The sequence below is a fragment of the Streptomyces coerulescens genome (assembly GCF_042657965.1).
Taxonomy (GTDB): domain Bacteria; phylum Actinomycetota; class Actinomycetes; order Streptomycetales; family Streptomycetaceae; genus Streptomyces; species Streptomyces coerulescens.
This window is the reverse complement of record NZ_JBHSKM010000003.1, coordinates 205,211-217,967: the sequence shown is the minus strand read 5'-3', so window position 1 is coordinate 217,967 and position 12,757 is coordinate 205,211. Positions and strand designations below refer to the sequence as shown.

13 protein-coding genes are annotated in these 12,757 nt (G+C 71.7%); 10 read left to right on the top strand and 3 right to left on the bottom strand.

Features of this window, described 5'->3' with window-relative positions:
- Positions 1–248: 248 nt before the first annotated feature.
- From ACFPQ9_RS08320 to ACFPQ9_RS08300, 5 genes are read left to right on the top strand one after another with little or no spacing between them, the layout of a single operon-like run.
- Positions 249–434 (top strand): hypothetical protein, encoded by a 186-nt coding sequence (locus ACFPQ9_RS08320; RefSeq protein WP_380849064.1) that lies wholly within the window; start codon positions 249–251, stop codon positions 432–434.
- Positions 435–457: 23 nt separating this feature from the next.
- Complete coding sequence (locus tag ACFPQ9_RS08315) at positions 458–1,168, top strand: hypothetical protein (protein ID WP_380849061.1); 711 nt, start codon at positions 458–460, stop codon at positions 1,166–1,168.
- A complete protein-coding gene (locus ACFPQ9_RS08310) occupies positions 1,165–2,181 on the top strand; it encodes a DUF6895 family protein (protein ID WP_380849058.1) in 1,017 nt (338 codons plus the stop codon). The genes ACFPQ9_RS08315 and ACFPQ9_RS08310 overlap by 4 nt, the downstream gene beginning before the upstream one ends.
- A complete protein-coding gene (locus ACFPQ9_RS08305) occupies positions 2,178–3,098 on the top strand; it encodes a DUF6895 family protein (protein WP_380849055.1) in 921 nt (306 codons plus the stop codon). The genes ACFPQ9_RS08310 and ACFPQ9_RS08305 overlap by 4 nt, the downstream gene beginning before the upstream one ends.
- Positions 3,095–4,198, top strand: a complete 1,104-nt coding sequence (locus tag ACFPQ9_RS08300; RefSeq protein WP_380849052.1) for a serine hydrolase domain-containing protein — start codon at positions 3,095–3,097, stop codon at positions 4,196–4,198. The genes ACFPQ9_RS08305 and ACFPQ9_RS08300 overlap by 4 nt, the downstream gene beginning before the upstream one ends.
- A 77-nt stretch (positions 4,199–4,275) precedes the next feature.
- On the opposite strand, the gene ACFPQ9_RS08295 is transcribed toward ACFPQ9_RS08300, so the two are convergent.
- On the bottom strand, positions 4,276–5,643 hold the full coding sequence (locus ACFPQ9_RS08295; RefSeq protein ID WP_380849049.1) for an alpha-lytic protease prodomain-containing protein: 1,368 nt from the start codon (positions 5,641–5,643) through the stop codon (positions 4,276–4,278).
- Positions 5,644–5,843: 200 nt separating this feature from the next.
- Here ACFPQ9_RS08295 and ACFPQ9_RS08290 point away from each other — a divergent pair, with 200 nt between their 5' ends.
- The 4 genes from ACFPQ9_RS08290 (at position 5,844) to ACFPQ9_RS08275 (ending at position 10,478) form a co-directional block, all read left to right on the top strand.
- Positions 5,844–6,293, top strand: coding sequence for a Fur family transcriptional regulator (locus ACFPQ9_RS08290; protein ID WP_380849046.1), 450 nt, complete (start codon positions 5,844–5,846; stop codon positions 6,291–6,293).
- A 24-nt stretch (positions 6,294–6,317) separates the two neighbouring features.
- On the top strand, positions 6,318–8,528 hold the full coding sequence (gene katG / locus ACFPQ9_RS08285) for a catalase/peroxidase HPI (RefSeq protein ID WP_380849043.1): 2,211 nt from the start codon (positions 6,318–6,320) through the stop codon (positions 8,526–8,528).
- Between the two features lie 149 nt (positions 8,529–8,677).
- Positions 8,678–9,784 (top strand): NAD(P)/FAD-dependent oxidoreductase, encoded by a 1,107-nt coding sequence (locus ACFPQ9_RS08280; protein ID WP_380849040.1) that lies wholly within the window; start codon positions 8,678–8,680, stop codon positions 9,782–9,784.
- Between the two features lie 166 nt (positions 9,785–9,950).
- Positions 9,951–10,478, top strand: coding sequence for a hypothetical protein (locus ACFPQ9_RS08275; RefSeq protein ID WP_380849037.1), 528 nt, complete (start codon positions 9,951–9,953; stop codon positions 10,476–10,478).
- A gap of 208 nt (positions 10,479–10,686) precedes the next feature.
- On the opposite strand, the gene ACFPQ9_RS08270 is transcribed toward ACFPQ9_RS08275, so the two are convergent.
- On the bottom strand, positions 10,687–11,250 hold the full coding sequence (locus ACFPQ9_RS08270; RefSeq protein WP_380849034.1) for a hemerythrin domain-containing protein: 564 nt from the start codon (positions 11,248–11,250) through the stop codon (positions 10,687–10,689).
- Positions 11,251–11,380: 130 nt separating this feature from the next.
- Between ACFPQ9_RS08270 and ACFPQ9_RS08265 the strand changes: the two genes are divergently transcribed.
- Positions 11,381–12,160, top strand: coding sequence for an SDR family NAD(P)-dependent oxidoreductase (locus ACFPQ9_RS08265; protein ID WP_380849031.1), 780 nt, complete (start codon positions 11,381–11,383; stop codon positions 12,158–12,160).
- An 18-nt stretch (positions 12,161–12,178) separates the two neighbouring features.
- Here ACFPQ9_RS08265 and ACFPQ9_RS08260 read toward each other — a convergent pair whose 3' ends face one another.
- Positions 12,179–12,751 carry a GNAT family N-acetyltransferase gene (locus tag ACFPQ9_RS08260; RefSeq protein WP_380849028.1) on the bottom strand — a complete coding sequence of 191 codons (573 nt, stop codon included), beginning with the start codon at positions 12,749–12,751 and terminating at the stop codon, positions 12,179–12,181.
- Positions 12,752–12,757 lie beyond the last annotated feature (6 nt).

The window sequence follows — 12,757 nt, the reverse complement described above, 5'->3', positions numbered from 1 at the left end:
AAAAGTGAATCCAGGCAGCTCAGCGGAGAGATTCCTGATAGCGATTCAGTTGACTTCGATTGCAATTCCGCGGACCGATACTCGAACGGCGGGAGCGCTGTGGCCCGCGCAGGGCCCGGCGGCCGGGACCCGTGCCCCGAACGTTGAACAAGTGACGTATGTCCCCTACTGGTAAAAGATGCGTGCTTTGTGGCTGTGTGGTGCTCTTGGTGGTGGAGGCTATGGCTGACCCCAGAGGAGATGGTGATATGCCTTCCATTGGCAAGGCGATCGAGGAAACGACCGGCGTGCGGACCGACCTCGAAGCTGCACTCGACCCGGCCGAACCCGACGGCGTCTTCCGCGACAGCCGTGAGTGCGCAGCGCTGGCGCTGCTCTCCGCGGACACCAAGCTGCTGCTGTCCCCGCCGACCCCTCGCCCGAAGAAGGGCTGAGCGGACCGAACGGGAGCGACTGAATGGAGCAGTCAGGCACTTCGGCCCTCTTGCAGGGCGCTGTGCAGGACATTGCGTCCGACGTGGTCTCCGCCCTTCGGGGCGGAGACCACGTACGCATGTCCGGCACGGGAGCGATGAACGACGTCGAGGGAGGCATGGTCCTCGCGGCCGTACGGGTGGTGGGAGCCGATCTGCTGCTGCCGCACGTCCTCTTCCCGACTCCGCCCGACCCGGAGGCACTTGAGACGTTCCGCAGGACGGTGGAGGCCTTCCCGCCGCGTCCCGACGCGGCACCCACCGTGATGTGGAGCCACTGGGCCATGCGCCGCACCCTGGTGCGGCTCGACCCACCCCTGACCGGCGCACCCGCCGGCACCTTCGACACCGGACCCGGCGCCGACTGGCTGGACGAGGCGCCCTGGCAGACACTGACCCATCAACTCGCGGTCCTGGCACCCCTCGCCCTGCCCGGCGAGGACTGCGCCGTCGCCCGCGCGGCCCGTCGCCGCCCGGTCGACGTGGCCCGCGGCTTCGTACGGGCGGTACGCCGCAGGGACTGGCAACAGGCGGCCGGCGCCGGGCGCTGGCTGACCCTGCTGGACGGCGTACCGGACACGCTCGGCCTCGAAACCGGCCTGGACTTCGTGGAGTTGATGGGCGGCAGCGATCCCCGGGTGGCCCTCCAGGTGCAGGCGGCCCGGGTCATGCGGGCGGCCGGAGCGCTCGTATGACGGCGACCTCCATGGGCGTCGGGGACATCCGCGAGGTGGGCGCGGCCGCCTTCGCCTGGCTGTCCGCGCACAGCGCCGACTTCGCGCTGGACGAGGACGCCTTCACCGAGGACGGCCACGTCGACATCACCTGGAAACCCCTGGGGGAACTGGCCCAGACCTGCCAGAGCGTACGGTCGCACCTGCCGCCGTCGGACCCGCTGCACGGGTGCGCCTCGGACCTGCTGCGGTTCGCCTGGCAGCAGACCGGCCGCGGCGAACTCTTCCTCCGCCTCCAGCGGTTGGAGCCCTTCGCGACCTACCCCCTGGAGGTCTACTCGGTGTTCGCCGCGGCCGGGCTGCGGCATCCCGGGTACGAGGCCGCCGCGGCCACGACGGCCCGCACCCGGGGCTGGCGGCTCACCGAACAGGAACCCACCCGCCGGCTCGGCGTGCTGAAGGCGGAGCGGCGCAGCGGTATCGAACGGCCCGACGAGTCCGCCCAGGTGCTGCGGCGCACCTGGCTGGGCGGCCTGCCGGAGCCCTGGACGTTCGAGCGCTCCTCGGGGTACGCGCTCACCCACGTCGTCTTCCACCTCACCGACTGGGGCCGCACCCCGGCCGGCGTCCCCGCCGACCTCGCCGCCTATCTGGCCCACTGGCTGCCGTCCTGGCTCGACAGTTGCCTGGACGCCACGATGTGGGACCTGAGCTGCGAACTGCTGGTCGTGGCCGCGAGCCTGCCGGACCCGCCCGAGCTGCCGGCCTTCCAGGCCGCCTGGACGCGGATCGCGCGGGCCCAGCACGACTCCGGGGCGCTGCCGCAGGAGGGTCCCGGCGCGGACGCCGCCGGCCCGGAGCCGGACTTCCTGCGCTGCTACCACTCCACCCTGATGGCCGCCTTCGCGGCGGCACAGACCGTCAAGCGCCTCACCGGCGAGGGCGACGACGACATCGACGCGGGCGGTGACGGTCACCGATCGCGAGCGGGCCGCGCGCGGACCCGCCACGGCGGACAAGGAGTGCCCGGATGACCGACACCCGTCTGATGCACACCGTCGGCGTGCGCGCCCTGGAGTGGCTGTGGGCCCACCGCGACGGATTCCGGCTGGAGCCCGACGTCGATCCCGAGATCGGCTTCCTGGAACGCTTCAAGCCGGTCGGCGAACTCGCCCTGATCTGCCGGGTGCTGTTCCGCGAGGGCGTCGCCGGGTCCCGGCAGGCCGACCTGGCCCGCCGGCTCCTCGACCACACCTGGCGGCACACCCTGGACGGCGGTCGCATGCTGGCGCGCGGCCAGCGCATCGAGCCGATGTCTCCCATCCCCTTCGAGGTGTACCTGCCGTACAAGGAACTCGGGTACAGCGAGCCCGAGGTGGAGCGCGCCACCGTCCTCTACCACCGGCTCGAGAGCTGGTCGGCGCTCGAACTCGACCCGACCCGGCGCCTCGGACTGGCCGCGTTCCAGCGCCGCTTCGGCCTCACGCCCCGCCCGCCCGAGGCGGACCTCGTCGCTCCCACCTGGCTGGCCCGCAGGCCCGAACCCTGGACGGTCAGCGGCCACATCGCCTACGACGTCACCCACACGGTGTTCCACCTCACCGACTGGGGTGCGCACCCCGAGGCCCTGCCGCCGGACATCGCCGACTACCTCGCCACCTGGCTGCCGGTCTGGATCGACGACTGGCTGGACCTGAAACGCTGGGACCTGCTCGGCGAACTGCTCGTCGTGGACGCCTGTCTGCCCAGGCCCACCCTGGACGAGCGGGCCTGGGCGGGCTTCGCCGCGGCCCAGCAGCCCGACGGCGCCATGCCCGCCGTACGGGCGATGCCGGAGGGCGAACCAGATGAGGTCTTCGACATCGTCTACCACCCCACCCTGGTCGCCGCGTTCGCCTCGCTCCTGGCCACCTCCCGCGCCCTGACCGAACTGACCCACGCGACGTCATGACCGCCGGGCTGCTGCCCTGGCCGGGCATCGACGACGACACGGACGCGGCGGAGGAGGCCGACGACGCCTGGATGGACCGGCCCACTGCGGGCAGCGACGAAGACGACCTGTCCGAGCGGCTCGCGCGGGCCGTCGACGCCGTCGACGCACCCGACGTGGTCTTCGCCGTATCCCGGGCCGGTCGGCGCACCCTGCACTGCGGCGGCAGCACCCCGGAGCCCGGCGTGCCCCGGGAGGACCTGCGCTACGAGATCGGGTCGGCCTCGAAGACCTTCACCGGGCTGCTGCTGGCCCGTCTCATCCAGCGCGGAGGGCTCACCGGGGGCGAGCCGGCCACCGCGTGGCTCGACCCGGGACGCCGTAGCGACCCGACGCCGGTGACACTCGCGCACCTGGTCACGCACACGGCCGGACTGCCCACCCTGCCCGCCGACTTCTACCGGCGCGCGCTGCCCGCCTGGCGCACCAACCCCTACGGCCGCTACCCCGCGGAGCGGGTGATCGACGCCTTCCTGCGCCACCGTCCGCGGCACCGGCCCGGCACCCGCTGGCAGTACTCCAACTTCGGCGTCGCCGTACTCGGCCACGCACTCGCCACCGCGACCGGAAGGGCGTGGGAGGAGCTCCTCGGGACGCATGTGCTGCGTCCGTTGGGCCTGGCCGGCACCGCCCTGCGGCCGGAGGACCCGAAGACCGACGCCGTCGGCCACGGCAAGGACGGACGCACGCCGACGCTCCCCTTCGACGCCGGAGGCTTCGCGGCGGCCGGTGCCGTGCGCGCGACGCCGCACGATCTGCTGACGTTCCTGGAGGCCCACCTGGACGCGGCCGGCTCCCCGCTGGCCGGTGCCCTGAAGAGTGTCCGCACCCCTGTACTGCGCCGCGGCCTCGGGCGCCGGCACGTGCACACGATGGCGTGGTTCCGGCACCCCACGGATGGCGGGCCGCTGTACTTCCACAGCGGGGCGACCCTCGGCCAGCAGGCGTTCCTCGGCTTCCGGCCCGACACGGGCACCGCCCTGGCCGCGCTGTGCACCCGCCGCTTCCGCGCCCGCGACTCCTTCATCGCCACCGCCTACGCCTTCCTGGCGGACCAGTGACCGGACCGGACCGTCGGGAAAGCGTCCGGTGCGGGGCCCGAGCCCCGCACCGGACGCCGTATTGCTCCGGCATCCGCCTACAGCCGCTGCCACAGGGCCGGGGTGGCACCCGGCGACCAGCGACCCTGCGCCTGGTGGCTCTGCAGGCACTGGTAGCGCACGCCCGCGTGGGTCACCGTGACGCCCGCCTCGTAGACCCGGCCCGCGGCCCAGGCGGCCGCCCCGGTGTCCGGAGGCGCGGGGGAGCCGGCCTGACCGGTCGCGGTCTTCAGGATCAGCCCGAAGTCGCTGAGGATCGGGTTGACCGGCTGATAGAAGGTGGTCCCGCCGCTCGTGCAGTCACCCGAACCGCCCGAGGTCACACCCTGCGCCTGGGAGCCGGAGACGTACGGGCCGCCGGAGTCACCGGGTTCGGCGCACACGGTCGTCTCGGTGACGCCGTCCACGGTGCCCTCGGAGTAGCTGACGCTCGTGTCGTGCTGCTGGATGGTCCCGCAGTGCCAGCCGGTGGTGGAACCGGAGCGGCAGATCGACGCGCCGACGAGCGCCTGGACCGAACCGGTGACCTGCGTGCGCTGGCCGCCCTCGCCCTTCACGTCCGGCGTGGCCGTCCAGTTGCTGTTCACGCTGACCCAGGACATGTCCTTGCCGGGGAACGTGGACGCCTCGAAGGTGCCCTGCCGGGCCATGTTGAACCCGGTGGTCGAGTCGTCGGCCCTGCCGCAGTGGCCCGCCGAGGCGAAGCCCTCCTCGGTGTCCTTGGTGACGGAGAAGCCGATGGAGCAGCGGGCGGAGCCCTCGATGTAATAGGCCTCGCCGCCGACGAGGTCCGCCAGCGGCCGCGGCCGTGCCGCCGACATCCGGACGGCCACGCCCTTGTCCTGGACACCGGCGGCCTTGATGAACTCCGTCGCCGCCGTTCGCTTGATCGCCTGGACGACCACGCGGTTCGTCGGCACATCGACGTACCAGACGGGTGTGTCGCGGGTGTTGGCGCTGGTCGCGGCCTTGTCCAGCTTCTCCTTGACGGCCTGGAGCTCGCTCAGGGCGTGCTTGACGACCACGGCCTTCGCGCCCTGGGCCTGAATGGCGGACACGTCATCGGCATGCGTGGTCGCGACCGCGAGCTCGGTTGAGGTCGTGCCCCGCAGCCAGGCGCCCGCGAAGCGCTTGCCCAGCGAGTTGCGCAGGCGCCCCGCGCGGACTCCCGCCTCCGCCTCGTTGACCAGCCGCTCGGCAGCCTGCCCCGGCTTCAGCTTCAGGTCACGCTCCATCGCGCGCACCACCGCGGCCGGCGGCCGGTCGGCACCGAGCGTCTGCGCGGCGGTGGAGGCGGGCGCCGGCGGCGGCGCGGCCGTGGCGGCCGTGGTCACGCCGGTGAGCACGAAGGCGCCGAGAGCGGTCAGGGCGGCGCGGCGACCGGCCGCGGTATGTCTGCGGAGCATGCGATGTGCCTCCATCGAGTACGCGTGGGATTCCGGGCAGATGGAGGCCTTGACGCAAAGACATGAGTCAATGTCCGAAAAGATGATTTTTCGCGCTTTGGGGGGTGCCGTTGGCTGCCATGTGCGCCAGCGGAAGGATCACCAGAGTTTCATCGTTCGTTTTCTTGAATCGTTCGTGTTTACAGAGGTAGGTTGGCCGCATGACCGCATCCCAGACTCCGACCCCCGCCGAGGAGCTGCGCGGCGCCGGCCTGAGGGTGACGGCGGCGCGTGTCGCGCTGCTCGACGCCGTCCGGGCCGGTGACCACCTCGGTGTCGAGGCCATCGCCTCCGGGGTGCGTGATCGCGTGGGTCATGTCTCCCTGCAAGCCGTGTACGAGGGCCTCCACGCGCTCACCGCGGCGGGACTCATACGTCGTATCGAGCCGGCCGGCAGCCCGGCCCGGTTCGAGGGGCGCGTCGGCGACAACCACCACCACATCGTGTGCCGCTCCTGCGGTGTCGTCGCCGACGTCGACTGCGAGGTCGGCGAGGCGCCCTGCCTGACCGCGTCCGACGACCACGGCTTCGCGATCGACGAGGCCGAGGTCATCTACTGGGGCCTGTGCCCCGACTGCTCCACCGCCAGCAGTGCACCCCGAGCACTGTGATCCACCTAGTTCGGAAGGTTTCCCATGGCTGAGAACCCCGATGCGATCGTCACTGACGCGAAGACGGAGGGCACCGGTGGCTGCCCCGTCGCGCACGGTCGCGCCGCGCACCCCACGCAGGGCGGCGGCAACCGTCAGTGGTGGCCGGAACGGCTCAACCTGAAGATCCTCGCCAAGGACCCCGTCGTCGCCAACCCGCTCGGTGCGGACTTCGACTACGCGGAGGCGTTCGGCGCCCTCGACCTGGCGGCCGTGAAACGGGACATCGCCGAGGTGCTGACCACCTCGCAGGACTGGTGGCCCGCGGACTTCGGCAACTACGGCCCGCTGATGATCCGGATGGCCTGGCACAGCGCCGGCACCTACCGCATCAGCGACGGCCGCGGCGGTGGCGGCCGCGGTCAGCAGCGCTTCGCGCCCCTGAACAGCTGGCCGGACAACGGCAACCTCGACAAGGCCCGCCGTCTGCTGTGGCCGGTCAAGAAGAAGTACGGCCAGTCCATCTCCTGGGCCGACCTCCTGATCCTCACCGGCAACGTCGCCCTGGAGCAGATGGGCTTCGAGACCTTCGGCTTCGGCGGTGGCCGCGCCGACGTCTGGGAGGCCGACGAGGACGTGTACTGGGGTCCCGAGACCACCTGGCTCGACGACCAGCGCTACACCGGCGACCGTGAGCTGGAGAACCCGCTCGGCGCCGTCCAGATGGGCCTGATCTACGTCAACCCGGAGGGCCCGAACGGCAACCCGGACCCGATCGCCGCGGCCCGCGACATCCGTGAGACGTTCCGCCGCATGGCGATGAACGACGAGGAGACCGTCGCCCTCATCGCCGGTGGCCACACCTTCGGCAAGACCCATGGCGCCGGCCCGGCCGACGCGGTCGGCAACGACCCCGAGGCCGCCGACATGGAGCAGCAGGGCCTGGGCTGGAAGTCCACCCACGGCTCCGGCAAGGCCGGTGACGCGATCACCTCCGGCCTCGAGGTCACCTGGACCACCAAGCCCACCCAGTGGAGCAACGACTTCTTCGACATCCTCTTCGGCTACGAGTGGGAGCTGACCGAGTCCCCGGCCGGCGCCAAGCAGTACGTGGCCAAGGACGCCGAGGCGATCATCCCCGACGCGCACGGCGGCTCGAAGAAGCTGCCCACGATGCTCACCACCGACCTCTCGCTGCGCTTCGACCCGATCTACGGCCCGATCTCGAAGCGCTTCCACGAGAACCCGGCCGAGTTCGCGGACGCCTTCGCCCGCGCCTGGTACAAGCTCACCCACCGTGACCTTGGCCCGAAGTCCCTGTACCTCGGCCCGGAGGTCCCGGCGGAGACCCTGCTGTGGCAGGACCCGCTGCCCGAGGCCGAGGGCGAGGCCATCGACGCCGCCGACGTCACGGCGCTCAAGGCGAAGATCCTCGACGCAGGACTGACCGTCCCGCAGCTGGTCAAGGCCGCGTGGGCGTCCGCCGCCACGCACCGTGCCAGCGACAAGCGCGGTGGCGCCAACGGCGGCCGTATCCGCCTGGAGCCGCAGCGCGGCTGGGAGGTCAACGACCCGGACGAGCTCGCCCAGGTCCTGCGCGTGCTGGAGAACATCCAGGGCGAGTTCAACTCGGGCGCCAAGAAGGTCTCCGTGGCCGACCTGATCGTCCTCGGTGGCTCGGCCGCCGTCGAGAAGGCCGCCAAGGATGCCGGTGTCGCCGTCGAGGTGCCGTTCACCGCGGGCCGTGTCGACGCGACCGAGGAGCACACGGACGTCGAGTCGTTCGCGGCGCTCGAGCCGTCGTACGACGGGTTCCGCAACTACCTCGGCAAGGGCAACCGTCTGCCGGCCGAGTACCTGCTCCTCGACCGCGCCAACCTGCTCGCGCTCAGCGCCCCCGAGATGACCGTCCTGGTCGGCGGTCTGCGTGTCCTGGGTGCGAACCAGAACGGGTCCAAGCACGGCGTGTTCACCGAGACCCCGGGCAAGCTCACCAACGACTTCTTCGTCAACCTGCTCGACCTGGGCACGACCTGGAAGTCCACCTCCGAGGACCAGACCACGTTCGAGGGCCGTGACGCCTCGGGCCAGGTCAAGTGGACCGGCACCCGTGCCGACCTCGTGTTCGGCTCCAACTCCGAGCTGCGCGCCCTCGCCGAGGTCTACGCGAGCGACGACGCCAAGGAGAAGTTCGTCAAGGACTTCGTCGCGGCGTGGGTCAAGGTCATGGAACTGGACCGGTTCGACCTCGTCTGATCAGTCCCGTAGGACGTCCGGGCCGGCCCGCACGGGTCGGCCCGGACGTATTTCACAGAACGCACACCCCGCACCATCAATTATTTAGATTTCAAGCTATAGGCTCGCCGGATCAAGGGAGAGGCCGACAACGTTTCGGGAGACTCGGCGTGGTGGACGGCGACGTAGTGGTGATCGGCGGCGGCTATGCCGGCGTCCGTCTGGCCAAACGACTCGACACGACCGCGCGGGTCACGCTGGTGGACCGCAAAGAGGTCTTCTTCCACCGCATCGCCTCCCTGCGCGCCGGAGTGCGTGCGGACTGGTCGCACAGCCCGTTCATCCCCTACGACCGGCTGCTGCGCAACGGCCGCGTGGCCGTGGGCAAGGCGGTCCGCATCGACACCGGCGAGCGGCAGGTCGTCCTCGGGACGGGCGAGCGGCTCCACTACGACGTCCTGGTGATCGCGACCGGCGCCGACTACCCCGAGCCGGCCCGCTTCAGCGGCACCACCACCGACGAGGCGCTGAAGTCCTTCGTCACCCACCAGCAGCACATCGCCACCGCCGAGCACGTCCTGGTCGTCGGCGGTGGGCCCTCCGGCGTCGAACTCGCGGCCGAGATACGCCTCGCCCGCCCCGACGCACGGGTCACGCTCGCGCACTCCGGGCCGGAACTGCTGCACTCCACGGGCAGTGCGCGGGCCGGGCGCAAGGCGCGGGCCTGGCTGGAGTCCCATGATGTGCAGGTGTGGCTCGACTCCTTCATGTCCCCGGGCAACGACTTCGGCACCTATCGCGACGCGCGCGGCAACCTCATCGAGGCGGACCGTTCCTTCTGGGCGACCGGCACCACGCCCAACACGCTCTGGCTGCGGCTCGCGGGGCACGGGGACTGGCTGAACGCCTCGGGTCACGTCAAGGTCGACGAGGCGCTGCGGCTCCGCGGGTGGCTCGACGTGTTCGCGGTCGGCGACGTCAACGACGCCACCGACCTCAAGATCACCCCGGCCGCGCTGGCCCAGGCCGACCTCGCCGCCCACAACATCCGCGCCTACCTCAACAGCACCGGCAAGCACCGCAAGCGGCCCCGCTTCTACCGACCGATCCACCGCACCCCGCTCATCGTCCCGTTCGGCGCGGCCGACGGTGTGACGGTGCTGCCGGTACCAGGCGGCGAAACGGCGGTCCTGGGCAGCCGCACGACCACCGTCGCCAAGGCGAAGACGCTGATGACGCCGTACATGAGGCGGCAGCTCGGCTACAGCGCCGCTTGAGATCGGCGCCGTCCGGGGGGCGGGCCTGCCCGGCCGGTGTGGGGGAGGCCACGTCGCCGGTGAGATCGCGGGCATGTTCCGGGCCGGGGCGGCCGGGCTACCGTTTGAGGGATCCCCGTTCCCCTGATGGCTTTTGCCCATCGCCAGTACCTCGGACGGTCCGGCAGTGCTCGCAGACCTCTCCCCGCTCATCGCGGCGACCACGCAGTGGCTGACCCGCTCCTACCCGGCCTGCGGCGGCGCCCTGGCCGCCGCCCTGGGCGAGGTGCAGGCCCGCCAGGCGGTCACGGTCGCGGCCTGGCTGCGCTACCCGACGCCGACGGACGCCGCGCTGGTCCGGATGGCCGGGCCCGGCGGCTCGGCCGGCCTGGACTGGATCACCGGCGCCGACGCCGCCGCGCACGAGGACCCGGACGACTTCGCCTGGCGCACCTGGGTGGACGAGGTCGTCGCGAGCTGGGCCGCCTGTCTCCTCATCGACACCGACCTGGCCGGGCTCGCGGTCACCGCCGTCGCCGACGGTGGCCCGACGGCCGCCGCCCCGGTCGAGTTCCGGCGCCTGGTGTCCCCCGACGCCGACGACCGCCGCGCGGCGGCCCTGCTCCGCCACCCCGACCTGCTCGCCCCCGTGGCGGCCCTGCACCGCACGGCACTCCACGAACGCCTCGACCCCGGCCAAGCGCTGATCGCCTGAGCCGGAGCCAGGTCGCAGGGGTGCACACACGAGCACGCCCAGGGCCGCCGGCGGAGCTCACGATCCGGACCCGGGCGCCGGGGCGTGTGCACGAGCCGGATCCACCCGGCCGGAGGAGCACAGCAGCCCCCGCCCTCCGGAGCCTGAAGGAGCGCCACTCGCCCTCACATCGCCATGGACGCCATGAGGCCCTGCGCCCCCAGGCCCCTCAAGCCTTCTTGCCGCGGCCCGTCAGCGCGTCCCGCATGCGGTCGACCAGGCCCGCGCCCGGGGCCAGCAGTTTGTTGGCCGGGGGCTTGTCCGGGGCGGACGGGTGGGGGCGGGTCGGTGCGACCTTCTTGGCCTGGCGCACCTTGTCGCCGAGGTCGTCGAGGGTCTCCGGGGGACAGGCCGCCCGGAGCTGGGGGAAGAGGTTTCCCTCCTCGTCGGCGATGTGCGAGCGGACCTCCGACATCAGCATCCCGATCAGCCGGTCGAACTCGGGATCACCGGCGTCGCACCCCTCCAGGTCCTTCATGATGCGCTCGGCCGTGGAGTGGTCCTCGATCTCCCGGTCGGCGATGGCGTCACCGCCCGCCACATGCCGCCGCACGGCCGGGTACAGATAGGCCTCCTCGGCCACCGAGTGCCGTACCAGCTCCATCGTGACCTGGTCGGCGTACAGCTTGCGGTCCTTGGTGCCGGGCGTGAGCCCCTCGATCCGGCCGAAGAGCTCCTCGACCTCGCGGTGATCGGTCATCAGCTCGTCGATGACGTTCCCGCCATGACCCATGTTCTCCACCTCCAGCCTCGGTCGGCGGCCCGGACGGGCACGCCGTGCGCATCGAGTGCCCGCAGCGGACGGGCTCACACGACACCGCCCCGAGCGCAGGCGCCGTACGGCCGCGGCCTAGGGTGCGGGGATGACCTCGCAGGCATACCTCTCCGAACTGTTCTCGTTGGAAGGCCGGGTCGCCGTGGTGACCGGTGGCAGTTCCGGCATCGGCCGCGCCATCACCGAGGCCCTCGCCCGGGCGGGCGCGAGCGTCGTGGTCGTGGCGCGCAGGGAGGCGGAGCTGGCCGCGACCGTCGGCGAGCTGGAGGCCCAGGGCTGTCGCGCGGCCTCGGTCAGCGCGGACCTCGGCACCCGCGACGGCGTGCGCGCCGCCGCCGAGGAGGCGGTCGAGGCGTTCGGCGAGCCCGACATCCTCGTCAACTCCGCCGGGATCAACCTGCGGCCCCCGATGGCCGAGCTCGGCGAGGACGTCTGGGACACCACGATGGCCCTGAACCTGGACGCACCCCACCTGCTCGGACAGCGCTTCGGACCCGGGATGGCCGAGCGCGGCTTCGGCCGGATCGTCCACATCACCTCGCAGCAGGCGCACCGGGCGTTCGTGCAGAGCGGTGCCTACGGCGTCTCCAAGGGCGCGCTGGAGTCGCTGGCCCGCTCCCAGGCGGAGGCGTGGTCGCCGTACGGCGTCACCTGCAACACGCTCGTGCCCGGCTTCGTCATGACGCCGCTCAACACCCGTCTGTCGTCCGACCCGGACAAGGTGGCGGCGCTCGCCGCGCGCACGATGGTCGGGCGCAACGGCCTCGCGGAGGACTTCGCCGGCGCGGCCGTGTTCCTCGCGAGCCGCGCCTCCGCCTATGTCACCGGTCAGTCGATCTTCGTCGACGGAGGATTCTCGGTCCACTGAGCCCGCGAGAGCGGCCCGTCAGCGCAGGTCGAGCCGCATCAGGATGCGTGGATGACCGGCCAGTACCGAGGTCGTGTCGGCGACATGGACGAACCCCGCGCGCTCGAAGTTCTTTCGGATCCCGGCGTACGCCATCGTCAGGTCGACCCGGGCGTCGCCGTTGTCGAGCGGGTAGGCCTCGATCACCGGAGCGCCCCGGTCACGGGCGAACTCGACCGCCCCGGCGATCAGGGCGTGGCTGATCCCCTGCTTGCGATGGCCGGGCCGGACGCGGATGCACCACAGCGACCAGACCGGCAGGTCGTCGACGTGCGGGATCTTGCGGTTGCGGGCGAAGGACGTGGCCGAGCGCGGCGCCACCGCGGCCCAGCCGACCGGCTCGTCACCGTCGTAGGCGAGCACCCCGGGCGGAGGATCGGCGCGGCACAGCTTTGCGACGTACTCGCCGCGGGCCGGTCCGCGCAGCTCGTTGTTGAGCTTCGACGGGATGCGGTAGCTCAGGCACCAACAGACGTTCGCCGTGGGCGACTTCGGGCCGATGACGGGACGTACGTCCTCGAAGACGGATGCCGGGCGGACTTCTATGGCCATGGCACC